The organism is Serratia sp. (in: enterobacteria), assembly GCF_052400455.1.
GTDB classification, from domain to species: domain Bacteria; phylum Pseudomonadota; class Gammaproteobacteria; order Enterobacterales; family Enterobacteriaceae; genus Serratia; species Serratia ureilytica.
In genome coordinates, this window is sequence record NZ_CP185812.1 from 4,808,265 (window position 1) to 4,832,337 (window position 24,073).

Here is a 24,073-nt window from a genome sequence, read left to right on the forward strand (position 1 = left end):
TCGAATAAATCGCTTTTTGAGGAAATGAAATTTCCGCTCCGTCTGTTAAAATACCCTGTCAATATTTCAGGCGTCAGGCCAATGCGCCTTCACCCCACTGCGAGCCGAATGGATGAACAACCCAACTCAACTTTCGCTGTTACAGGACGAGATCCGCCACCGTTATGAAACGCTGAGCAAGCGTTTGAAGCAGGTGGCGCGCTACATTTTGGATAACAGTAACAGCATCGCTTTCGATACCGTTGCCTCCATCGCCGCACAGGCCAGCGTGCCGCCCTCCACGCTGATCCGTTTCGCCAACGCCTTCGGCTTCAGCGGCTTCAACGAAATGAAGCAGGTGTTCCGTCAGCATCTGATGGAAGAGACGGTGAACTATACCGAGCGCGCGCGCCTGTTCCGCCAAACCTCCACCGACGACAACGTCGCGCCGGAGAAACCGGCGGAGATTCTCAACGTATTCACCATGGTCAACGCGCAGGCGCTGCAGCAGCTGGCGATGCAGATCGCCCCCGAGCAGCTGGATCGCGCCGTCGAGCTGCTCAACAACGCCGAAAACATCTACGTGATCGGCCTGCGCCGCTCGTTCAGCGTCGCTTCCTACCTCACCTATGCGCTGCGCCATCTGGAGCGCCGCGCGTTTCTGATCGACGGGCTGGGCGGGATGTTCACCGAACAGCTGAGCATGGTGAAACCGAAGGACGTGGTGATCGCCATCAGCTATTCGCCGTACGCCCGCGAGGCGGTGGAACTGGTGGAATTGGGCGCCAAGCGCGGCGCGCAGCAGATCGCCATCACCGACAGCCAGGTCAGCCCGCTGGCCGCCTTCAGCGACGTCTGTTTCGTGGTGCGCGAAGCGCAGGTGGACGGGTTCCGCTCGCAGGTGGCTTCGATGTGCCTGGCGCAGACGCTGGCGGTCTCGCTGGCGCTGAATAACGCCCGGGACGAGTAAAGCTGACAAAAAAGCCCGGCAAGCCGGGCCTCAAGCGCCTATTGCGCGGCGGGGTAGCCGTCGCCGTTAATCCAGGCGTGGTCTTTTTCCCAGGTGAACTTCCACTGCCGCACCGGCCCGGCCATCACGTTGAGGTAATAGTTGTCGTAACCCGCCAGGGTCGCCACCGGGTGATAACCGCGCGGCACTTTCACCACGTCGCGATTGTAGACCGGCATGCACTCGTCGAGCGTGCGGTCGTCGGTATAGACGCGCTGCATGCAGAACCCTTGCTCCGGCTGAATGCGGTGATAGTACGTCTCTTCCAGATAGGTTTCGTCCGGCGAGTCTTCTTGATCGTGCTTGTGGCTCGGGTAGGAGCTGGTGTTGCCCTCGTCGGTGTAAACCTCCACCACCAGTAGACTGTCGGCCGGCTCGCTGTCCGGCAGAATGTTGTGCACCAGCCGCTGGTTGCGCCCCTTGCCGCGCCGCTCCACGCCGATATCCGCCGGCGTGATCAGCCGTGAAGGCAGGTGGCCGCCGCCGGGCGCGCTGCACACCGCCAGCTCCAGATCGGTTTCTGCCCGCACGTCGATGCGATCGTGGTGCGGCACATACACCGCATACGGCGGCGTGCGTTCGAACGGGCTCATGCGTTTGCCGATATGCGGGTATTCAGCGCGCCGCGTGGCGACGGAGGCGATACCGGCGACCAGCACCAGACACAGTTCCTTGTCGCCGCATTCCAGCTGCAGCGACTGCCCGGCGGCCAGGCGGTAAACGTCAAAGCCGACATAGCGCCAACCGGCATTTTCCGGCGTCACGTGCTGGATACGCCCCTCGGCGTTCGGCGTCTGACATTTGGCAAGCAGTGAAGACATTTCGATTCTCCTGTTAACTCGCAGTGCAAAGGCCGTTGCCCCGAAGGAGCAACGGCCTGGCCTGAGTGTGAAAGCGCTTAGCCCAGTGTCGGCATGCTGAATTCGGACACCGTCTGCTGCCCGGCCGGCCAGCGCGCGGTGGCGGTCTTCATGCGCGTGTAGAAGCGCACGCCGTCGGTGCCGTGCACGTTCAACGCGCCGAACACCGAGCGCTTCCAGCCGCCGAAGCTGTGGAACGCCATCGGCACCGGCACCGGCACGTTGACGCCGACCATTCCGGCCTGCACGTCTTGCACGAACTGGCGCGCATAGTGGCCGCTGCCGGTGAAGATGGCGCTGCCGTTGCCGAATTCGTGGCCGTTCACCGTGTCGATGGCGGTGCGGTAGTCCGGCACCCGTACGATGCCCAGCACCGGCCCGAAAATCTCTTCGCGGTAGATGCGCATGTTCGGCGTCACATGGTCGAACAGCGTGCCGCCGACGTAGTAGCCTTCAGGATAGCCCGGCACCTGATAGTTGCGGCCGTCGGCCACCAGGGTGGCGCCTTCTTCCACGCCCAAATCGATGTAGCCCAGCACCTTTTTCTGGTGAGCGGACGACACCAGCGGCCCCATTTCATTCTCTTCGCCGCCCTGCTGCAAGCCCGGCCCGACGCGCAGCTGCGCGATCAGCGGCTTCAGTTTGGCGATCAGTTTATCGGCAGTGTCGTCACCGACCACCACGGCGATCGGCAACGCCATGCAGCGCTCGCCGGCAGAGCCGAACGCGCCGCCCATCAGCGCGTTGACCGTGGCGTCCAGATCGGCGTCCTGCATGACGATCGCCTGGTTCTTCGCCGCGCCGAAGGCCTGCACCCGCTTGCCGTGCGCGCTGGCGGTGGTATAGATATGTTCCGCCACGGTGGAGGAGCCGACGAAGCTCACCGCCTGAATGCGCGGATCGGTACACAGCTGCGCCGCATCTTCATTGGCGCAGTGCACCACGTTGAACACGCCGTCCGGCAAACCGGCTTCCTTCAACAGTTCCGCCAGGCGCACCGAGGCCGAAGGCACCAGCGCCGGCGGCTTGAGGATAAAGGTGTTGCCGCAGGCCAGCGCGATGGGGAACATCCACATCGGCACCATCGCCGGGAAGTTGAACGGGGTAATGCCCGCCACCACGCCCAGCGGCTGCATCAGCGAGAAGCTGTCGACGCCGCTGCCGACGTCCGGCGAATACTCGCCCTTGATCAGATGCGGGATGCCGCAGGCGAATTCGACCACTTCCATGCCGCGCGTCAGTTCGCCCAGCGCATCCGAATACACTTTGCCGTGCTCGCTGACGATAAGCTCGGCCAGCTCGTCGCGGTGCTGTTCCAGCAGCGCCTTGAAATTGAACATGATGCGCGCGCGGCGCAGCGGCGTAGTGCGCGACCAGTCGGCGAACGCCCGGTGGGCCACGTCGATGGCCTGCTTGACTTCGGCGGCGGTGCTCTGCGTGACGCGCCGCTCAACCTGCCCGCTGGCCGGGTTGTGCACGTCGACGGTCTGATTGCTGCTGCTCAGGCACACCTGCCCGTCAATAAAGTTACCCACGGTTTTCATGTCACGCCCTCTTTTCAAGTCCGCTGTCGCCTGGCCACACGCAGGCGGCGCGGCGTTAATCGTCCCGCTCGCCAAACCCCGTCGGCAAGCCGGCTACATCCTGACCGGATGCAGCAAACTCTATTTCATTGAAAAAAAAGTTTCAAATAAATTGTTTTGAAAAATTTATTTTTAGTGCGTGAGGTCGCAATTTTGCGGTGTCGATCGGGTTGGCGCTTTCATTACCGCGCCAATCAAGGCGCGGTTTCGCAGGAGAGCCCATCGCTAATGCACACTGACTTTGCTACAGAAAATCCGCACTGCGCCTGACCTGCGGCCGTTACCGCCTCCCTCCGAGCGCCCAAGGCGCCCGGATCGCTCGCGACGGTTTTTTTTGAACTGGATCTAAAAATCAATATTCCATTATTCACTAATTATGAAATAAATGTTCTTGTTTGTTCCAGCATTTATCAACGACATCGCCTTGATGACAGGCACGGTTCACACCCTTCCGCTCGCCCTCTTCCCGACACCCCAACCGTGCGGACGGAAGCCAGGATAAAAATCGGAGCAACACATGTCATATCAGCGTAAGCACAATACCGGTTACATATTGCGAATTTGCGGCATCGCCGCCCTGGGCGGCATTCTGTTCGGCTACGACACCGCCGTGATCTCCGGCGCGATCGAAGCGTTGAAAACCTATTTCAATCTCAGCCCGGCCGAAACCGGCTGGGCCGTCTCCAACGTGGTGATCGGCTGCGTGGTCGGCGCCTTCGCCGCCGGGCCGCTGGCGGCGCGCTGGGGCCGTAAAAAAGCGCTGATGCTGGCGGCGCTGCTGTTCACCGTTTCCGCCGTCGGCGCCGCATTGGCCCCGACCTTCACCTGGTTCGTCATCTACCGCATCATCGGCGGGCTGGCGGTCGGCATCGCCGCCACCGTGTCGCCGATGTACATGTCGGAAGTGTCGCCGAAAGACATGCGCGGGCGGGCGCTCAGCATGCAGCAGTTCGCCATCGTCTTCGGTCAGATCGTGATTTTCTACGTCAACTTCAAAATCGCCAGCCTCGCCAGCGAAGCCTGGCTGGTGGAAATGGGCTGGCGCTGGATGTTCGCCTCGGGCGTGATCCCCTGCATTCTGTTCTGCATCCTGGTGTTCGTCATTCCTGAATCGCCGCGCTGGAACGTGATGATGGGCCGCGACGATCAGGCGCTGGCGATGTTGACCAAGGTCTCCAACGCCGCCCACGCGCAGAATCTGCTGAAAGAAATCAAAGACTCGCTGCAGCAGGATCAACAGCAGCAGCACCGGAAGCTGAACTACGGCGATGTGCGGGTGCGTTTCATCCTGTTCGTCGGCTGTATGATCGCCATGCTGCAACAGGTCACCGGCGTTAACGTGATGATGTACTACGCGCCGGTGGTGCTGAAAACCGTCACCGAAAACGCGCAGGAAGCGCTGTTCCAGACCATCTGGATCGGCGTGCTGCAGCTGGTCGGTTCGGTCATCGGCGCCATGCTGATGGATCGCATGGGCCGCATTCCGTTGATGCGTTACGGCACGCTGGGCGCCATCGCGGGCCTGCTGCTCACCTCGTACGCGCTCTACACCCAGGCCACCGGCTATTTCGCGCTGTTCGGCATGCTGTTCTTCATGGTGTTTTATGCGCTCTCCTGGGGCGTCGGCGCCTGGGTGCTGGTGTCGGAGATCTTCCCGAACCGCATGCGCGCACAGGGGATGAGCATCGCCGTCGGCTGCATGTGGGTCGCCAACTTCGCGGTGTCGCAGTCGTTCCCGATGATCAACGATCACCCTTACCTGTTCTCGCATTTCCACGGCGCCTTCCCGATGTGGATCTTCGCCGCCTGCTGCCTGTTCAGCTACTGGTTTATCGGCCGCTATATCCCGGAAACCAAAGGCGTCTCGCTGGAAAAAATGGAGCAGGTGGTGTTGGCCAAACGCCACCGCCAATCCCAGCCCGAAGGCAAGCCGCTGCCGCTGGAAAACGGCAAATCCTGATCTCTCAACCCTGACCGCTGGAGTCATGCCCATGAACATTGCGCTGGACCGCTTCTGCATTAACCGCAAGATCGCGCCGAATCTCGATCTGGACCGTTTTTTCCGCCTGGTGAAACGCTGCGGGCTCAGCAAAGTTGAGCTGCGCAACGACATGCCCAGCGGCAAGGTGACCGACGATCTGAGCGACGCGCAGCTCAACGCGCTCGCCGCGCAATACGGCATCGAGATCGTCACGATCAACGCCCTCGGCAGGTTCAATCTGATGGATGACCCGGCGGCGCTGCAGCAGCGCGCCGAAGCGATGCTGGCGCAGGCGCAGGCCATCCGCAGCCGGGCGCTGGTGCTATGCCCGCACTGCAGCGCCGACGACACGCGCAGCGAGCAGCAAAAACGGGACGACACCCTCGCGGCGTTGCGGCTGCTGGCGCCGCTGTTTGCCCGCTATGGCGTACAGGGATACGTCGAACCGCTGGGCTTCGGCATCAGCTCGCTGCGATCGTCGCTGCTGACCCAGGCGCTTATCCGCGACTCGGGCGCGCCGTACCGCATCGTGCTCGATACGTTCCACCACTATCTGAGCGATGTGGCGCAGGCCGACTTCGACGCGCAGATCCAGGTGGCGCAGATCGGCCTGGTGCATCTGTCCGGCGTGGAGGACGGGCGGGATAAAAGCGCGCTGAGCGACGAAGAGCGCATCATGCTGAGCGAGGGCGATCGGCTGGAGAGCCGCCGCCAGGTGCAGAACCTGGAACGCCTGGGCTACACCGGCGTCTATGCTTTCGAACCGTTCTCTTCACAGCTGGACCGCTGGAGCGAGGCGGATGTCGAACGAGAAATCCGCCAGAGCATCGCCCTGCTGCAAGGGTAAACAAAACGGCCTCCGCGGAGGCCGTTTTTCATGGCGTTACTTCAGGTTGCCGACCACCAGCTGATGGCGCTCGTTGTAAAACTTACGGTAGGCCAGATAGCAGGCGATGATGGTCGACAGGCTGGCGGTGGAAAGCAGCATGAAGGTCACCATAATCTGATATTTGATCGCTTTCACCGGATCGATGCCGGCGAAGATCAGCCCGGACATCATGCCCGGCAGGCTGACCAGCCCAACGGTTTTCGCCGAGTCGACGGTCGGGATCAGCGAAGCGCGGATGCTGTCGCGGATCAGCGCCGCCGACGCGAACTTGGGCGTCGCCCCCAGGCTGAGCATCTCCTGAATCTTCTGCTGCTCGCTTTTGAAACGCTGGCCGAGGTTGGTATAGCACAGCCCCACCGCCACCATGGCGTTACCGGCGATCATCCCGGAGATGGGGATCACCTGCATCGGCGTAAATTCGATGGAGCCGGTCAACACCAGTACCGCCAGCGTCAGCACCGCGCCGGTGGTGATGGCGATAAACGACGTCACGAACGCGTGTTCGACGTACTTGCTGCGTTTCTTGGCGTTGTAGGCCGCGTTAAAGCAGATGAACAGCACCATCAACACGGTGAGAACGGCGTTATCCAGGTCGAAAATATACTTCAGCACGTAGCCGACGATGATCAGCTGCACCACCGCGCGGCAGATGCTCCAGATGATGTCCTTTTCCAGCGCCAGCTTTTCCCGGTGGCTGATCAGGATGGCGACCACCACCAGCACCATCGACAAGCCCAAGGATTCGTTGGTGATATTATGCTGATTCATGCTGTTGCTCCTGTTGCTCGGCGCCGTGCGCGCGCAGGGTGATCACCTCGTCCGCATGCGCTATCTCTTCGGTATCGTGCGTCACCCACAGCACCGCCAGCCGGTGTTCCGCCACCAGCTGATGCACGATTTCGTTGACGTTGCGCTTATTTTCCTCGTCCAACGCGCTGGTGATCTCATCGAGCAACAGCACCCGCGGCATAAACTGCAGGTTGCGGATCAGGGACACGCGCTGCTTCTCCCCGCCGGACAGTTCATTGATGCTTTTCGTCAGCATCGCCTCCGGCAGGCCGAAACGCGCCAGATCGGCCTTCATTTTTCGCTCGGCCGGCGGTTCCTGGCGGATCTGATACGGCAGCGCCAGATTGTCGTAAACCGTATTACCGAACAGCGCCGGCGTCTGGAAGCAATAAGAGACCTGCTTGCGATACGCCTCCGGCGACATCTCGTCGATCGCCTGGCCGTCGAAATAGAGGCTTCCGCTGGTCGGATTCATTAAGGAAGAGATGATTTTCAGCAGCGTGCTTTTTCCGCAGCCGGAAGGCCCGGTGATCAGTTTGAACTCGCCCTCACCCAACGTGAAAGAGACGGAGTCCAGGATCACCTGGCGGTCTATTTGATAATGAATATCATCCAATCTCAGTATGTCTTTCTTTTCCTTCATTACGATGCCGGCTCCCTACACCTGTTCCCGTCTGAGCGATAAGTATATGGTCGCAAAAAACATCTTAGCAATGCCTGCGCGGAGGGCGGAAAGCGGAGAGGAGGATTGGCGGAGCGAAATGCCCCGCCAAATAATAAGATTAATTAATGTTTAGCTGTAAGATAGTCAAAAGCGACCGTCAGGGTCGAATCACTCTTTTTTTATCGCTGCCTGTTCGTCGCAGCTGTACCAGCGTAGAGAATTGTTGATGCTGCGGTGGGTGCAGCGGACCTTGCCCTCCTTTTCCAGCGCCAGCAGCAGGGTGCGGGTGGTATAAATGTTTTCACCGCATTTATCCGCCAGCTCGCGGGTCTTCGGCCACTGCTCCGGCGGGGGATGATGGCCGCCGGAGCCTTCCACACGATCCCTGCACAATCCTTGCAACACATTCAGCATCAGCGATTTTCTGCTTTCAAACGTTTTCGGCGCCTTGGCCATAGCATTCCTCCTGAGTGGTTACTGCTGAGCTCCCCGCTCACGACTGCACGTCAGCGATGCGCAGGGTATAAATCATGGTGGCGTCCGGAGGGATCGCCGGCGGGCTGCCCTGCTTGCCGTACGCCAGCGCCGGCGGCACCACCAGCGTGATCGAGCCGTGGCGCTGCAGCTTCTCGATAGCCGCGCGAAACAGCGGCGGATAGCGCGTCAATGGCTGCGAGATCACCGTTCCCGCCAGCTCCATGTCTTTGATCACCCGGCCGTCGGTCAGGCTTTCGCGCACCACGATATCCACACGATCGTCGGCGCCGATCGCACCGCTGCCGGCATAGTCCACCCGGTAGTAGAAACCGAGCGCATCTTGCTTGACTCCCTCCTGGCGGGCGAAATCGGCCAGATAGGCCTTGCCGTCCGGAGGGGGAGCCTGTGTCTGTTGCGTCTGCTGCAAACGTTGCTGCGCCGTGCGCAGCGCGCTGTCGATGGCGGCCTCATCCAGCCGCAACCGCCCGGCCAGGGTATCGGCGATGCCCGCCAGCAAAAGCCGCCGATCCGCCTCCAGTCCCGCACGCCGGTTCTCCTGTTGCAGATGCAAAATATCGCGCCCCAGCGATACGCCGGCGGCATACGCCTGCTTGTCCGCCTCGCTGGCCAGCACCGGGGCCTCAGCCGCCTGCCGCCGCTCAGCCAGCAAGGTGTCTACCCGCTGTCGTTGCTGTGCCAACTGCGCCGTCAAGCTTGCGCTGCGCTGTTCGGCCCGCGTGAGCGAAGCGGCCAGCGCGGTGACCTCAGGCAACGGCGCAACGGCCTGCCGCAACGCCTTCAGGGCATCGGCCAGCGGCCGAATATCGACATCGGTCCGCGCGCTTTTCGGCGCCGCGGCGGCCTGAGCCGCCGCCAACTGGCGCTCCAGCTGACGGATTTTCTCCGCCTGCTGTTGTACAGAGTGCTTCAGAGAAGTTAAACGAGCGCCGTCTGCCCCCGCGACGGCGGCCGGTTTGGCGGCCGGTGCGGGCGCCGGTTTACGCGCGGTTTCCTCCTTGAGCGCGGCCGGTGGAGCCTGCCGCTGTTCGGCAAACTTCAACAGGGCGGGAATGCCGTCGTCAGCGGCGCAAACGGCACCGCTCAGCGCCAACAGCCAAAGCCCCATCGCCCATCTTTGCGCGCATCGCTTCATGGCTACAGATTCTCGACCCGGTTGGACAGATCGGACATCAGCTCATGTTCAACGTCGGCGCAGAATTTCTCGGTTTTATATTGATAAAGAGCATCAATCGCTTTACGGGTGCTTTCATCCACATTGCCGCGCACGCCGGCATATCCGGAAGCGTTGGAAAGCAGACCGTTAAAATAGGCAATGCGTTTTTGGTAACTCTGCGGATTAATATTTTTTAATGAGTTAACCCGTTGCTGGCAAAGCGCGATACGTTGTTCATCGGATTTATCATTAGGATTGTTCTGTGAAAGTTTTTTCACGGAATTCAGGTTTGTCTTGCTACCGCCCACGCAGCCTGACAGCGACATGACAGACAGTAAAAATATAGCAGAAACTACCGTACGGCGGCCGCCGCAAGCATTAATCATCGTTATCATTCCGTTTATAATCCTTTAATTGTCACTTAGGTCATCATTATGTGGCGAACGGCAACAGCACATGCCTTAATTTGATTAATCAAAATGGGTTAGGCAGTGAAAAATCCCTATACCGCAGTGCGATAGAATAATTCACTACCGATGACATTGTTATTTAATTGTTAATGAATTAGACCTAAACGCGGGCTAAACACGAATAAAAAAGCCAATCCCTTAGGGGAAGAAAACCACGAAACAACAATAAAAACAATAGATTATGTTTTATATTTTGTTTCTAAAGGGAAATTCATCATCTGCTGCCTCAGGGCGATATTAGCAAAACAATATGGCGAATTGTAGGTATCAGCCTATTTCCCCCGATCTAATATCTCGCATATCGTTATTTATATAGTGATTTATACTGGATAATATTTGTATACGATCTATTGGTTTTAAAGCAAATATATTTCTTTTTCCTTTTGGTTTTATATTCTGAATTTGACTTAATTTAATAAAATCTATTTCCAAGCAATACTATTATTTGCAAGAATATTCCCAGCAACACGCCACACGTAAAACTCGTATTTTATTTACCAGAAAATCCATTGTCGATTTTCCCAATCTCGTTATTTCTCATAAATAACGAATGTTGGCGTATTGCCCAGAGCAAAAGGATCTGGCTCCAACCGTACGGCCGGCGACATGACGTTGCCACCGCTGCGGGGGATTTAGATGTGCTGTTCTTTTTATTTAAAAACTCTCTACAGGAACCTGAGAAATGAAACTGAATAAATTAATGCTGGCAACCGTGATTGCTTTCGCTTCTGCATCTGTTGCTCACGCCGCATCTAATCAGGGCAGTGGTAAAGTCACCTTTACCGGCGAAATTATCGATGCGCCATGCAGCGTCGCGCCGGAATCCGTTGACCAAACCGTACCAATGGGCCAAATCAGCAGCCGCATCCTGGCTAACCAGGGTAAATCCAGCATGCAACCTTTCAACATCGAACTGAAAGATTGCTCCATCTCCACCATGAAAAACGTCAAGGTGACCTTTACCGGCACGCCTGATCCGGTCAACAACAAACTGCTGGCCCTGAGCGGCACGGCAACCGGCGCCGGCATCGTGATCTACGACAACCTGCACTCCAAGGAAGTGGAACTGGGCACGGCGACCGACGGTCAGGGCCTGAACGACGGCGACAACTCGCTGAAATTCGCCGCTTACCTGCAGGGCAGCAGCGCCTCCGCCGCCGTGGTGCCGGGCGACTTCACCAGCGTGGCCAACTTCACCCTGGCTTACCTGTAATACCCCACAGGGGATGTCTCAGGGCATCCCCCGCTTGATTGCATGCCGACGAGAGCGGCAAGGGAACAGGGCAAGACAGGGAGACGCCAGCATGACTATCCGCCTTTGCGGCCTGTTGCTCATCGCGCTCAGCGTAGGCAGCGCGGCGGCGGCAGTGAAAAATCAGGGCCACGGCAAAGTCAGCCTGGGCGGCACCATCGTTGAAACGCCGTGCGGCATCGCCAGCGACAGCCTGGATCAAACCGTCGATTTCGGTCTGATCGCCATGACCGATGCCTCGCAGGACGGGCAATCGGTGCTGATCGGCAGCCGCCGTCATTTCACGATCAAACTGGTGAACTGCGAACTGGCCAGCCAGGTGAAGCCTGACTTCATCTATCGCGCGGCCAACGTCACCTTCGACGGCACCGCCGACAGCCGGGATCCTTCCCTGCTGGGCGTCTACGGCGAGGCGCAGGGCGTGGCTATCGAGCTGTTGACCGATGCCGGCACCCCGATCCCGCTCGGCAGCACGACGGCGGATTACCAGATCGTCGCCGGCGACAACACGCTGCGTTTTGGCGCGCAGTTGCGCCTGCATCCCGATAAGGCGCGGGCGGGCGGCTTCAGCTCTCTGGCCAAATTCACCCTGTCTTATCTCTAGCGCCGGCGGGCGCTGCACAGCATTACGTATTCAGGTCGCACGGATGACCTGCTATTGGGCGCGGACTTGCCATGAGTGATTATGCTATGACGTCATTACTGACACGGAAACACCTACCTCTTCTCGTCATTCTATCTTTCCTCTGGGTGCGTCCGGCATTTTCCGCCACGGAATTCAATACCGACGTCCTGGATATCGGCGAGCGCAGCAAAGTGGATCTTTCGCGTTTCTCCGATGCCGACTACGTCATGCCCGGCGCTTATTTGCTGGACATCAAGATCAACCAGAAAACGCTGCCCCAGCGCAGCATTCAGTATTTCCCGTCGCCGGATAACAAGAGCGGCAGCCAGGTGTGCCTGCCGCCTGATCTGGTGGAAAAAATGGCGCTGAAAGAAGAAGCGGCCAAAAAAGTCACCCTGTGGCACGACAACCAGTGCGCCGACATTCGCGGCATCAAAGGCGCGACCGTCTCCGATCGCATCGGCGGCGGCGTGCTGGCGATCAGCATCCCGCAGGCGTGGATGAAATACTCCGATCCCGACTGGACGCCGCCCGAGCAGTGGGACGACGGCATTCCCGGCCTGCTGCTGGACTACAACCTGAGCGGCCAGTTAGGCAAGCAGAATCACAACAACAACACCGCCCAGAACCTGAGCAGCTACGGCACGCTGGGCGCCAACCTGGGCCCCTGGCGCCTGCGCGCGGACTACCAGGCCAATTACAATCAGCAGGCCGGCGATCGCAGCACCGGCTTCGACTGGAACCAGATCTACGCCTACCGCGCGCTGCCGATGCAGGCCGCCAAGCTGACGCTGGGTGAGATTTATCTCGACTCCGGGGTGTTCGACGCCTATCGCTTCACCGGCCTCAATCTGGCCAGCGACGAGCGCATGCTGCCGCCGAACCTGCAGGGCTACGCGCCGGAAGTGCGCGGCATCGCCAAGAGCAACGCCAAGATCACCGTCTCGCAGGAAGGCCGCACACTGTACGAAACCACCGTGCCCGCCGGGCCGTTCGCCATTCAGGATCTCAACAGCTCGGTGCGCGGCAAGCTGGACGTCAAGGTGGAAGAGCAGGACGGCACCGTCTCGACCTTCCAGGTGGATACCGCCACCATTCCGTACCTGACCCGCCCGGGCTACGTGCGCTACAACGTGGCGCTCGGCAAAACCTCGGCCTACGACCACCGCACCCAGGGCCCGCTGTTTTCCGCCAGCGACTTCTCCTGGGGGCTGAGCAACGCCTGGTCGCTGTATGGCGGAGCGCTGCTCGGCGGCGACTATAACGCCTGGGCGCTCGGCCTCGGCCGCGATCTGAACGTGTTCGGCGCCATGTCGCTGGACGTCACCCAGTCGATCGCCCGTCTGCCCGGCGAGCCGACCGCCAGCGGTATGTCGTTCAAGCTCAACTACGCCAAACGCTTCGACGAGCTGAACAGCCAGATCACCTTCGCCGGCTACCGCTTCTCGCAGCGCAAGTTCATGAACATGTCGCAGTATTTGCAGGAGCGTTACGGCGATTACGACAAGAATTACAACGGCCGCCAGAAAGAGCTGTACACCATCACCGCCAGCAAAACCTTTATGGCGGAAGACAGCGCCAAGGCGATCACCGCCTACCTGACCTACTCGCACCAGACCTATTGGGATGCGCGAACCCAGGACCGTTACGGGCTGTCGGCCAGCAAGCTGTTCAGCGTCGGCGATATCAGCAACATCACCGCCTCGCTGTCGGCTTACCGCACCTATTACCAGGGCCGCACCGACGACAGCGTGATGCTCAACTTCACCGTGCCGATCGGCGACCGTCGGCGCGTCGGTTATGCGCTGCAAACCAACAACGGCGATGTCACGCAGACCGCGTCGTACAACGACTACAGCGATCCGGACAATACCTGGCAGGTCAGCGGCGGCTTTAATCAGTCCGGCAAATCGCTGGCGCGCGGGTACTACACCCACAACGCCTCGTTTGGCTCGCTGAACGCCAGCGCCTCTTACCAGCAGGACAGCTACTCATCGATCGGTGGCTCGTTCCGCGGCGGCCTCACTGCGACCCGGCACGGCATCGCGGCGCATCAGAACTCGAGCAACGGCGGCAGCCGCATGATGCTCGACACCGACGGCATCGCCGGCGTGCCGATCAACAACGGCCGCGCCTACAGCAACCGTTTCGGGCTGGCGGTGATTTCCGACATCACCAGCTACTACAACACCGACACCCGCATCGACGTCAACAAGCTGGCGGACGACGTCGAGGCCACTCGCGCCGTGGTGCAAGGCACGCTGACCGAAGGCGCCATCGGCTACCGCCACTTCGAGGTGGTGAAAGGCAGCAAGCTGTTGGCCACCATTCGCCTCGCGGACGGCAGCGAACCGCCGTTCGGCGCCGCGGTGCTGAGCGAGAAAGGCCGCGAGGTCGCGGTGGTCAACGACGGCGGCTCGGTCTACCTGACCGGCGTGCAGCCGGAGGAAAAACTGGACGTCGCCTGGGAAGGCCAACGCCGCTGCCGCATCGTGATCCCGGGCGCCGCCAAGCCGCTGGACCAGCTGCTGCTGCCGTGCGCCACCCTGTAATCCGTAACGCTGAGAAATAATGACATGAACAAACACCCGATAACGCTACTGACCGCCGCCGGCCTGGCCCTGAGCGCCGTACTGCCCACCGCCGACGCGGCGATATCGCTGGATCGCACGCGCGCCGTTTATGTGAGCGACGCCAAATCGATCAGCCTGAATATCGTCAACGAAAACAAAGAGCTGCCCTTCCTGGCGCAATCCTGGCTTGAGAACGAGCAGCACCAGAAAATCACCTCGCCGCTGGTGGTGCTACCGCCGCTGCAGCGCGTGGAACCAAGCGAGCGCAGCGTGGTGCGCATCACCAAGACGCCGGAGGCGGATCGCCTGCCGCAGGATCGCGAGTCGGTGTTCTACTTCAACCTGCGCGAAATTCCGCCGAAAAGCACCAAAACCAACGTGATGCAGCTGGCGTTGCAAACGCAGATCAAACTGTTCTATCGGCCGAAAGCCATCGTCGCGCCCAAGGGCCAGGTGTGGCAGGAAAAGCTGGTGTTCCGTAAAAGCGGCGGCGCCATCACCGTCGACAACCCGACGCCGTTTTACATCACCCTGACCGGCATGACGCGGCAGACGCAAAAACAGGGCGGCGGCGCGATCGGCGGTTTTCAGCCGCTGATGCTGAAGCCGAAATCCAGTGAAAGCCTCAAGCTGCAAGAGACCGGCATGAACAGCTTCGTCATCACCTACATCAACGACTACGGCGGCCATCCGGAGCTGCGCTTCTGTCTGCAATGGCGGCGTTTGCACCGCCGTGCCCGAGAAAAAATAAGGAGGTCCAGCATGGCTGAATTCACCGATCGACTGCGCCCGCTGCTGCTCGGCGCACTGCTGTGCGGCGGCGGCGCGATGGCGGCAACGCCGCTGGGCGTGATCGAAGGCACCACCGGCACCGTCAGCTTTCACGGCGGCCTGCTCAGCTCCCCCTGCAGCCTGACGCCGGACAGCCGGGATCAATCCGTCGATCTGGGCGACGTCAGCGCACGCGACTTCCGCAACGCCGGCGATCGCAGCGCGCCGGTGCGTTTTCGCCTCTCGTTCCGCAACTGCCTGCTGGGCGCGCGCGCGCTGGCGGATAACCCGGCCGGCCCGCGCAACGGCGACGCCGGCCGCCTCTACCTGCAGGGAGAGCAGGCCGCCACGCTGGTGTTTCTCGGCGAAAGCGATGTCGACAACCCATCGCTGCTGAAGCTGAACGGCGGCGTGCAGGGCATCGGTCTGCGGCTGCAAGACCAACAAGGCCAGGCGCTGGAGCTGAATCAACGCAGCCGCCCTTACATTCTGCAACCCGGCAGCAACACCCTGTGGTTCAGCGCCAGCGTGGAATCCACCCAGCGGGCGGTGATGGCGGCCGGGTTCGCCGCCGTGGCGCACATTCAGGTGATTTACCTGTGAGGCTCGAGAACGCGATGAAAACACAACTGACCAAACTCTGCCTGCCGCTGGCGATCGCGCTGGCGGCCCCCGCCGCCTGGGCCAACGGCTACGTCACGCCGGACGGCGGCCCCAAACAGTTCTATATCGATCTGAATCAAAGCAACATCACCAACCAGGTGGGGTTCACCAAACAGTTTCCCTATTCATTAGGCGGTACCTATACCGGCAAGGCCTACTGCGATACGCCGATCCCCCGAAGCCCGCACTTTTACAAGTCGGATTCGGCGCTGCCCCCCTCTGACTACGGCAACGGCTTCTTGCAGTTGAACGACTTCCTGGATTTAAAAGCCGAAGTGTGGATTGCAGGTAATAAGAAGGCCTATGTCACGGTGCCTTTTTACAACGAATCCAACGAGTATCCCAATCACAGTTGCTCACCGCCCTATGTGCAGGTCAACAACTATGAAAGCGGTTCAAAAGGCCGCATCACCTTCCGGGTGCGCAAAAAGATCATCAACGGCGTCGAGATTAACGATCGGCAGATCATCGAGATGTTCGGCCGCCTCGGCTCAACCGACGGCGGTTTCGGCCCCAATCCGATGGCGCAGGTGTTTATCCAGTCCGCGATCCTTTACGTGCCGGATAAATGCGTGGTGAACGAAGGCCAGCTGATCAACGTGGAGTTCGGCGAAATCGGCGGCAGCGATCTCAACGGTTCAAACTACCCGCAAAGCATTCCGGTGCGTTTCCAGTGCGAGGGCGGCAGCTTCGAGGACGGCACGCTGAACATCAAGCTGGCGGTCTCGGGCACGGCCGCTTCCTTCAGCAACGAGGTGTTCAAAACCGACAAGAACGATCTCGGCATCCGGCTGACGCACAACGGCCAGCTGGTCATTCCGAACGAGTTTTACCCGGTGCCGAACATCGGCAACGGCGGCTCCTGGAACCTGGTGGCGGCGCCGTTCGCCAACGGCGGCGCGGAGATCGGCGAAGGGGAATTCAACGCGTCGGCCACCATCGTGGCGGCATTCCAGTAACCGAGGGAGGAACGGAAAATGCGTCTACGCGCTTTAGCGCTGCTCAGCTGCGCGTCCTGGTGGTTTGCCGCCATGCCGGCGGCGGCGAACACCGAGCTTATCGGCGCGCCGGTGCAGTTCCACGGTACCGTGGTGAGCCGGCCGTGCAATATCGAACCGCAGTCCGCCGATCAGCTGGTGGAGATGGGCACGGTGATCGTCAAAACCCTGTATCGCTACGGCCACACCACACCGGTACCGTTCAGCATCAAGCTGACCGACTGCAAGACCACGGTATTCAAATCCGTCAGCGTAACCTTCAGCGGCACCGAAGACGGTGAGCTGCCGGGCAAGCTGGCGATCAACAACGGCGCGAACGGCGCCGCCATCGCCCTGTTCGATCATCAGGGCGCAGACATCGATTTGAATAAGGCCACCAGCGCCGTCGCGCTGCAAAACGGCCCCAACAGCCTGAACTTCACCGCCTACGTGCAAGGGCGGCCCAGCGCGATTCAAAACCAAAGCATTACCGAAGGCGAATTCACGTCCATCGCCAATTTTGTGCTGGCGTACCAATAAGCCCCGCACCGTCCCAGGGAAATCAGGAAAACGACCGGCGCGCGAACGCCGGCGATGGGCCGTCACCGTTTGCTCCGGCGCGGCGCCACGGCTTTTTAAGGAGTCACCCATGCCAGATATTCGCTTCACGCTGTTCGACAGCGATAACTTCTACCAGCAGGGGCTGCGTCTGCTGCTGCAGGACTATCTGCACTCCCTGAACGAATGCCACCGCCGGTACCCGCAGTTCTCGCCGCTGGCGCTGCAGGCGTTGGATAACATCGAAATCGTGTTCCGCACGCCGGAAGAGCGCTGGGGCTGCGCCTGTTGTTATCAAAGCCCTCACGGCGTTCCGCGCCAGCGGCAGCTGACCCTGCTGATCCTCGACGACGCGACCCAGCAACAGGTGAAAAACCTGCCGCCGCTGTTCAGCATCCATCGGCGCGATTCGGCCTACGCCATTCGCCTCAAGCTGCAGATGGCGTTGGAAAAGTTCATCCTGCATCCATGGGTGGCGCTGCACGCCGCCGGCCAGTGGAAATGCCAGGCTTGCCGCATCGCCGCGCTCAGCCACTGCGAGAAAAAGGTGCTGGGGTTGATGAGCAGCGGCATGTCCGCCTGCAGCATCGCCGGCCTGCTGCAGCGCAGCCAGAAAACCATCAGCGCCCATAAGCGTTCGGCGATGCGCAAGCTCAACGTGCGTAAAAACAGCGAGCTGAATAAGGTGCTGCTGAATCAGCGCGGGCTGAGTTGACCAGCCCGCCCACTCAATAATAATTGATGTTAAAGGTCACGGTCGCGTCGGCGGCGCCCGGCGTGACGGTAGGCTCGGTTTGAATATAACGCGCCTGCAACGGGATGGTGAAAGACGTGGGCGTGGCGGGGGAAAGCGGCACCTTAATTTCCCGCGAGAACTGCACCGGCCGCGGCGATGACGCGCCATAGGCCAACTGGATGCCGACGCCGCTTGCGCTGCCGCTGCCGTCTTTAAGCCCCATAATGCCGTTGTCGCCATCGACCACCGCCGTATTGGGCGCTAACGACACCCCTAAACTGTTGGCGGTTGCGCTGACGATGCCGCTGTTGCCGCTATCGGAATAATGGGCTTCGGCCGTACCGTAAAATTTTGGGCAATCCATCAGGCGGATCGAGGCGTCTTTCCATTCGGTTACGCTGCCTTTTCCGGTGAAATCTCGTCCCATATCGTATTTCCCCATGGCGACGAAAACATCGGGCGTGGTGCAACTCTGCGCGACGATATTGATCGAGCCGGTAAAACACAGCCGCATAGCGGTAAACGGCGAGCTTGCCGGCCCAACCTGGGTCACCAAACAGGGCAAATCGGCGCCGGTGATGGTGCCGGGTTGAATATCGCCGGTCTTTATCAGCCGAATGCGGTATTTGAAAAGATTCGACGACCACCCGTACAGGGTATGACTCTCCGTGCTCCGCGACGTGTACGGCAGGGTGAAGGACAAAGCGTGGTTATCGATAAACACGCCAACGCCCGGCACGCCCGTCTGATAAACCTTGCCAAAACCGCCACTCCACTCCGACAGAGGATGCGGCGGCGGCTCATAACCCATGTCTATCGCGATGAACGGTTGCGCCGTCGAACATTCGACGTACACATTCCTGAAAGTGGGGTTAAAATTTTGCGTATACAGCGTAGCGCCCCGGGCCACTTCTGCCCCCACGGTGATATTGCTGGATACAATGGGCGCAGTGATATTCAGATCGTTTTTAACGTCCGACTTATCGCTGTAATAACAGTCGGCCCACACCGATTGGGCCAGCAACAGCGCCAACAAGGCAATGCCGCGCCAAATACCCTGGCGGTTTTTCTGTGTCATCTCATTCTCTCCCGTGCGCTGAAACGCCGTCGCTGCAGCCGTGCCCGACGGCGTTCCCGAGCAAAAAATAGGTCTCATCGTTCTGCGCCAACGCCGCTGCGACACGGCGCGCTAAAGCGCTGCAATACCGGCCGGCTGCCTTTCTGCTGCGGCATCAGCACGTAATTCAGGGCGCACTGCGCAGCGCGATCCGCCCCCCAGTGAACGCGCAACGCGCCCCTGTCCTGAGCGACGCGCGCATACACCAGCCCGCCCTGCCCCACGGCGCCAACCACGGCGCCGCCTTCGTCGAGCACTTCGGCGCCGAACGGCGCCGGCGCGCCGGCGGCAGCGGTATCGATCAGAATCGGGGAGCCCTGGCGGGCGTTGTATTTCACTTTCACCACCGCGCCGGAATAAGGCGCGACCTTCTGCGTGGTCTCATCCATTTCAAGATCAGGGGCGCTTCCCTTGGGATCCAGACTGATTTCATTCAGCTGATACGGCGTCAAATACGGCACCAGCGCATAGCCTTGCGCATCCACATACACCCCTGGATATGCGGAGACGCTGGCGCCTTCGGCCCCTTTCGCCTCCACCAACGCGAACGTTTCCGAGCCGTAAGAGCTGAACGAGACGCCGCCGGCATGCCCCACGACGGTGCCGCTTAACCCGGCGGAGGCGCTGCGGTAGCCTTTACCGGAACTGTAAGCGCCGCTGAGCAGCGCTGCCTGACTGCGATACTGGCCGTTTACCGAGCCGCTGCCGCCATTGCGATTGGCGTTCATTGCGCTCATGCCGTAACTGAAGCGACTGTCGGCCCCCAGGTTGCCGGAGAGGGTGGCCTGCTGGCTCGACAACCCGTCGCTGTCATGCGCCAATCCGAGCCGCAGCTGCGGCGTGCCGGCCTTGTCACGACGCCCTAACGGCAGGCTGAAATTCAGCAGATAGCTGTTTTGCGCCCGGCCATTGCTCGCCTGGCTGCGCGTCATGCTCAACCCGTAGGTGACGGCTTTATAGCTGTTGCTATACCCCAACTGATACTGCTTGTCGCTGCCCTGCCCGTTCCAGTAATCCTGCACAGAGCCGCTGACATACAGCTGTCCCCATCCAGACGCCAACTCCTGCGAAATGGAAAACGTCACCCGATTGCGAGCGCGCGCGATATCGCCCTCTCCGCCGCCTTGCCTCAGCCGGTCGCGCGTTTGCATGGCGGTCATGAAATCCATATAGCCGGAGGTAGAGAATCGGTAAGCGGCCAGCGACAGGCTGCTGCCGATGTCATTCACGGTCTTGCTGTAGCTGAGGCGGTAGCTCTGCCCGCTCTGACGCCGTTCGCGACCCAAACGACTGTCGCTTTGCGTCACATCGAAGCCAAGTGCGCCCAGCGAGGAACCGACGGCCCCGCCCAACTGCACCGCCTGATAATCTCGGGCGGCCTGCAGGCCGCCGTAGGCGGTGAGCGCATTGGATAAACCACGCTGGTAGGTGGCCTGATACAGCCAGGGCTTTTCCCGCAGGCTGTCACTGTCGGCCTTGCCAACGACGACTTCGTACCGATCGGCGCCAGGTCGCAGCAGTTGGGTGACCGCCGCATAAGCCACGGTAAAGACGCTTTGCGCGCCGTCAGCTTCACGCACCGTCACTTCCAGATCGCCGCCGTAACCGGTGGGATACAGATCGTCGATCAGAAATGCCCCCGGCGTTACCGTGGTCTGATAGATGACCTGCCCCCCTTGCCGCACGGTCACCTGCGCGTTGCTTCTGGCGATGCCGCGGATTTCCGGCGCATAGCCGCGCTGCGATTCCGGCAACATGCGCTCATCGCTGGCCAGCTGCACGCCGTTAAACGCCAGCGTATCGAACAGTTGGCCGGTGGTGTTCGCCTGGCCGATCACGCCTCTGCCCTTCAACGGCGGAATATCGCGCTGCAGGAAGGTGTTAATGCTGTCGTATTGCGAAATGCCGTTTTGCGTCCAGCTATAGGCACCGTTATGGCGCAAATACCAGGCGCCGAAGTTGGCCCCGCCGGACAAACCGGCGTAGACGGAGTTATAGTCCGCTCCGCGTGACGTGCTGGAATACCCGTTCAGGTTGTAATTAAGAAACAACGTCGAGACGCCGCTGTCCCACTGCGCGGCGTCAACGCTGCCGCGCGCGGTCTTGCGCATATAAATCTGCGGCACCACGATATCCAGCCGCTGCTCGCCGCTGTCGAAGTTGACCTGCGCATCCGGAATCTGCCGCGGCAGATTAAAACAGGGTTCGCCCTGCGCCAATGGCGCCAGCGCCCCTGCCGGCAGCGCGGCGTCGTTAAAAGCGATGCTATTGACGATAGCCGGCGTCAGGCAGGGATACAGACTCTCATCGGCGCGGCTGCGAAATTCGATCTCTTTATTGCCAAAGGCCTCGTCATTGATAAACAACGCCACCCGATGCGTGCCGGCCAGCCCGGCCGCCCCGCGCGCAAAGCGCGCCAGATCGACGCCGGCGCGATCGCTCAGGTTAAGAAACGACGGGTCGAATTCGACCTTTCCGGCAATGGCCTGCGGCACACGGTCGTCGGCCCACGCCTGAGCGCCGCTTAATGCGCCGAGCACGCACAGCGCCGCCGGCGTTAAGCGCGCAGAGGCCGTGCGAAGGCCATGCGCAACGCTAACATATTCGGTCATGAACTTTTTTCCGCAAGGTTCGGCTGCTGCCGATGAGGCATTAAATGGCGATGTGCTTCGTTTACTTCACCAGCGCATCGAATTTATTGACGGCGCCGTAGTCATTGACGAATTCAATGGCGATCTGAGTTCCTGCGGCGGCGCGAATGCCGTTAAACATCAGCGAGGAATACGGCGCGATCATTTGCCCTTCACGTTCCTTACCATTGACGGCCAGGCTCACCAACGAGACGAAATACGGCGTCGGGTTGAACGCCTTCACGCCGTCCGGCGCGGCGGACCACGTCACTTTCTGCGCCGCGTCATTGGCGTCGCCGTTCAAGCCCGCCGGACGGAAAAACAGCTTGATGCGCGAACGGAAAGCCATTTGCAGCAGGCTGGCATCATCTTTGAGCTGTTTTTTGGCCGGGATTTCCAGCACGTTCAACCAGAAAACGCTTTCTTTATCCATCGGCAGCGCCGCCCCGGTATAGCTCAGGCGCAAGGTTTGCCCTTTGCCCGGATCGACGCGATTAATCGGCGGCGTCAAAATAAAAGGCACGCGGATATTTTCCGGCTTCACCGTCATATCACCGTCATCGATCCAGCTTTGAATCAATACCGGCGCTTTACCGACATTGTTCAATTTAACGGTGACATCCTTCGCCTCCGAGGAATAAATAACGCGCGTACCGCTAATCACCACGCTGGCAAATGTCATCGCCGAAAAAAGAGAAATAACTGCAAGCAAGAAAGCCTGCGATAAAATACGAGCCTGTCTGCTCATAATAATCGCCCCAATAAATAGCAGAGAAACAGGGGGGAAACTCCCCCCTTGAAATACGGGTTATTTGTATTGCAGTGAATATACGACGTTGCTTACCACCGAGCCGGCGGTCGCGGCGCCCATGGCGTAATATTCAACCGTATACGGCAAGGTCGCCATGCCATTGGTGATGGTGTAATAGGTAGCGTTCGCTATCTGGTTTTGACTGCCTGCGACGATCGGATTGAACGCCCCAGAGCCTTCACGCAGCTGCAGCACGACGTTTTTCGCCGTGCCCGTGAGGTTGCGCAGGCGCCCGCTCGAATCCACGCCGGGGCCGGCTTCAAAGAACGCCGTCGTGGTTTTCAAGGCGCCCTGGCAATTATTCAACTTCAGCTCAAACGCCGTACGACCTGCAGTCCAGCTCATCACGCTCAGCTGACTCTCGCTTACAACCGGCAAAGCAACATTACCATCGGCTTCCTGCCCATTGACCCGTACATCACAGGTCATCGCAGATACAGTACCGCTAAAATTGATCGTCCCGGTGCTGGCAGCTTGCACCTGACCAACGCAGCCCAGCAAGGCCAATCCTATTACGGAGGTCTTTTTCATATATACTCCTGATGATTTTAATTATAACGCGTTCTATTTCCGTAGGTGATAGCCAGCGGGAACGAGCTCCTTAAGGAATACGTTATTTCTTGCAACGCACGTTCAATAAGCTCACTCGTAGAACAAAGGCGTAACGATAGGATTATTCAGGGTATAACCCGACCCCCTCACATTCACTATGAAGTCGTGCGGCAAACCGATGGCATCGAGCCTTATCCTCAGCTCTTTCATGGTTTGCCAGAGTTTTTGACTGGACGAAGAATAATGATTTTCATCCCAGACTTTTTTCAGTATTTCATTCTTCGAAAGCTGTCGGCCTTTACCATATTGGATCAGCAAAAAAACCAGCAGCCGCACCATGGCATCATTGAGCGTCACGGCACTAAACAACACCAGTTTTTCCGGCGATAAAGAATTAATGCGCACCAGCCGCTTATTAGCGATATCGAGCTGTATATCGTTATCGATGATAAAACCAAAAAGATTGCGTTCCATCATGTCAATTCCCTGGATAAAATAAAAAACAAATAACTCAGAATCATAATATCGCTATGACATTATAATTTCAGAACACTCTGAGACAATCCCTGCTAACTCATCAGCCATAATGACCATAAACGTCTTAAAACAGATTTAATATCCATTAAAAGCCGGCCTCACCTTATTTTTGACCAAGGCAAGAAAGTTATCAGAAAAAAATATCAACTCCGTCATTCCTTTTGCGGTGAGTCTTTCACTCTGCATTTTCGGATAAACTAGCTGAAAACTTCAAAAACACAAAAAAGCGTTACTTTTTTTAGACTCAACCTCTCATCAGCATTCCGCATTACAACGCTGAGAACTTGTCCTCTGCGCACCAACAGCGGCACTCGCCTCGTTTGAATGACCTGGAGCAATGATACAGAAAAAAACATTCTTGCAGATGTATATGTTGATTTTTTAATATTATTTAAA

Annotated in this window: 22 protein-coding genes and 1 pseudogene; 11 read left to right on the top strand and 12 right to left on the bottom strand. The window is 59.2% G+C overall.

What is annotated here, in order from left to right; genetic code table 11:
* Positions 1-112: 112 nt before the first annotated feature.
* A complete protein-coding gene (locus ACORQT_RS23100) occupies positions 113-949 on the top strand; it encodes a MurR/RpiR family transcriptional regulator (RefSeq protein WP_004930856.1) in 837 nt (278 codons plus the stop codon).
* Between the two features lie 38 nt (positions 950-987).
* Here ACORQT_RS23100 and iolB read toward each other — a convergent pair whose 3' ends face one another.
* Together iolB and ACORQT_RS23110 are read right to left on the bottom strand one after the other, a co-directional pair.
* The gene (iolB, locus tag ACORQT_RS23105; RefSeq protein ID WP_033645320.1) at positions 988-1,809 is read right to left on the bottom strand and encodes a 5-deoxy-glucuronate isomerase; all 822 of its coding nucleotides are present in this window, start codon (positions 1,807-1,809) and stop codon (positions 988-990) included.
* Positions 1,810-1,886: 77 nt separating this feature from the next.
* Positions 1,887-3,392 carry a CoA-acylating methylmalonate-semialdehyde dehydrogenase gene (locus ACORQT_RS23110; RefSeq protein ID WP_164057625.1) on the bottom strand — a complete coding sequence of 502 codons (1,506 nt, stop codon included), beginning with the start codon at positions 3,390-3,392 and terminating at the stop codon, positions 1,887-1,889.
* A gap of 556 nt (positions 3,393-3,948) precedes the next feature.
* On the opposite strand from ACORQT_RS23110, the gene ACORQT_RS23115 reads away from it, so the two are divergent.
* Positions 3,949-5,391 (top strand): sugar porter family MFS transporter, encoded by a 1,443-nt coding sequence (locus tag ACORQT_RS23115; RefSeq protein ID WP_069100672.1) that lies wholly within the window; start codon positions 3,949-3,951, stop codon positions 5,389-5,391.
* Positions 5,392-5,422: 31 nt separating this feature from the next.
* Positions 5,423-6,259: a TIM barrel protein gene (locus ACORQT_RS23120; RefSeq protein WP_164057624.1), complete on the top strand. Its 837-nt coding sequence runs from the start codon at positions 5,423-5,425 to the stop codon at positions 6,257-6,259.
* Between the two features lie 36 nt (positions 6,260-6,295).
* Here the strand turns inward: ACORQT_RS23120 and fetB are convergent, their stop codons facing one another.
* The 5 genes from fetB to ACORQT_RS23145 form a co-directional block, all read right to left on the bottom strand.
* Positions 6,296-7,069, bottom strand: a complete 774-nt coding sequence (gene fetB / locus ACORQT_RS23125) for an iron efflux ABC transporter permease subunit FetB (protein WP_033645324.1) — start codon at positions 7,067-7,069, stop codon at positions 6,296-6,298.
* The gene (gene fetA, locus ACORQT_RS23130; protein ID WP_042785526.1) at positions 7,056-7,733 is read right to left on the bottom strand and encodes an iron efflux ABC transporter ATP-binding subunit FetA; all 678 of its coding nucleotides are present in this window, start codon (positions 7,731-7,733) and stop codon (positions 7,056-7,058) included. Before fetA ends, fetB begins: the two co-directional genes overlap by 14 nt.
* A gap of 189 nt (positions 7,734-7,922) precedes the next feature.
* A complete protein-coding gene (locus ACORQT_RS23135) occupies positions 7,923-8,210 on the bottom strand; it encodes a FaeA/PapI family transcriptional regulator (RefSeq protein ID WP_033645326.1) in 288 nt (95 codons plus the stop codon).
* A 37-nt stretch (positions 8,211-8,247) separates the two neighbouring features.
* On the bottom strand, positions 8,248-9,357 hold the full coding sequence (locus ACORQT_RS23140; protein WP_232091486.1) for an FKBP-type peptidyl-prolyl cis-trans isomerase N-terminal domain-containing protein: 1,110 nt from the start codon (positions 9,355-9,357) through the stop codon (positions 8,248-8,250).
* Positions 9,358-9,386: 29 nt separating this feature from the next.
* Positions 9,387-9,800: a hypothetical protein gene (locus ACORQT_RS23145; protein WP_033651770.1), complete on the bottom strand. Its 414-nt coding sequence runs from the start codon at positions 9,798-9,800 to the stop codon at positions 9,387-9,389.
* 757 nt (positions 9,801-10,557) lie between these two features.
* On the opposite strand from ACORQT_RS23145, the gene ACORQT_RS23150 reads away from it, so the two are divergent.
* The 8 genes and pseudogenes from ACORQT_RS23150 (at position 10,558) to ACORQT_RS23185 (ending at position 18,009) form a co-directional block, all read left to right on the top strand.
* Entirely contained in the window at positions 10,558-11,088 is a 531-nt protein-coding gene (locus ACORQT_RS23150; protein ID WP_019455211.1) for a fimbrial protein, read from the top strand.
* Between the two features lie 91 nt (positions 11,089-11,179).
* Positions 11,180-11,731 carry a fimbrial protein gene (locus ACORQT_RS23155; RefSeq protein ID WP_033651771.1) on the top strand — a complete coding sequence of 184 codons (552 nt, stop codon included), beginning with the start codon at positions 11,180-11,182 and terminating at the stop codon, positions 11,729-11,731.
* Positions 11,732-11,817: 86 nt separating this feature from the next.
* Entirely contained in the window at positions 11,818-14,304 is a 2,487-nt protein-coding gene (locus ACORQT_RS23160) for a fimbria/pilus outer membrane usher protein (protein ID WP_197802246.1), read from the top strand.
* A gap of 24 nt (positions 14,305-14,328) precedes the next feature.
* Positions 14,329-15,076 (top strand): annotated as a pseudogene (locus ACORQT_RS23165) (fimbrial biogenesis chaperone).
* Between the two features lie 11 nt (positions 15,077-15,087).
* Positions 15,088-15,699 carry a fimbrial protein gene (locus tag ACORQT_RS23170; protein ID WP_033645333.1) on the top strand — a complete coding sequence of 204 codons (612 nt, stop codon included), beginning with the start codon at positions 15,088-15,090 and terminating at the stop codon, positions 15,697-15,699.
* A 14-nt stretch (positions 15,700-15,713) separates the two neighbouring features.
* Entirely contained in the window at positions 15,714-16,718 is a 1,005-nt protein-coding gene (locus tag ACORQT_RS23175) for a fimbrial protein (protein ID WP_033645334.1), read from the top strand.
* 18 nt (positions 16,719-16,736) lie between these two features.
* Entirely contained in the window at positions 16,737-17,276 is a 540-nt protein-coding gene (locus ACORQT_RS23180) for a fimbrial protein (protein WP_046687944.1), read from the top strand.
* 109 nt (positions 17,277-17,385) lie between these two features.
* Positions 17,386-18,009 (top strand): LuxR C-terminal-related transcriptional regulator, encoded by a 624-nt coding sequence (locus tag ACORQT_RS23185; protein ID WP_033645336.1) that lies wholly within the window; start codon positions 17,386-17,388, stop codon positions 18,007-18,009.
* A gap of 13 nt (positions 18,010-18,022) precedes the next feature.
* On the opposite strand, the gene ACORQT_RS23190 is transcribed toward ACORQT_RS23185, so the two are convergent.
* The 5 genes from ACORQT_RS23190 to ACORQT_RS23210 all read right to left on the bottom strand — a co-directional run bounded on the left by ACORQT_RS23190 (position 18,023) and on the right by ACORQT_RS23210 (position 23,617).
* Positions 18,023-19,108: a fimbrial protein gene (locus ACORQT_RS23190; protein ID WP_050440144.1), complete on the bottom strand. Its 1,086-nt coding sequence runs from the start codon at positions 19,106-19,108 to the stop codon at positions 18,023-18,025.
* 74 nt (positions 19,109-19,182) lie between these two features.
* A complete protein-coding gene (locus tag ACORQT_RS23195) occupies positions 19,183-21,759 on the bottom strand; it encodes a fimbria/pilus outer membrane usher protein (protein WP_164057864.1) in 2,577 nt (858 codons plus the stop codon).
* Between the two features lie 61 nt (positions 21,760-21,820).
* Positions 21,821-22,525, bottom strand: coding sequence for a fimbria/pilus periplasmic chaperone (locus tag ACORQT_RS23200; protein WP_164057863.1), 705 nt, complete (start codon positions 22,523-22,525; stop codon positions 21,821-21,823).
* A gap of 60 nt (positions 22,526-22,585) precedes the next feature.
* The gene (locus ACORQT_RS23205) at positions 22,586-23,119 is read right to left on the bottom strand and encodes a fimbrial protein (protein ID WP_033651775.1); all 534 of its coding nucleotides are present in this window, start codon (positions 23,117-23,119) and stop codon (positions 22,586-22,588) included.
* A 111-nt stretch (positions 23,120-23,230) separates the two neighbouring features.
* Positions 23,231-23,617 carry a winged helix-turn-helix domain-containing protein gene (locus tag ACORQT_RS23210; RefSeq protein ID WP_050440145.1) on the bottom strand — a complete coding sequence of 129 codons (387 nt, stop codon included), beginning with the start codon at positions 23,615-23,617 and terminating at the stop codon, positions 23,231-23,233.
* Between the last annotated feature and the right edge of the window lie 456 nt (positions 23,618-24,073).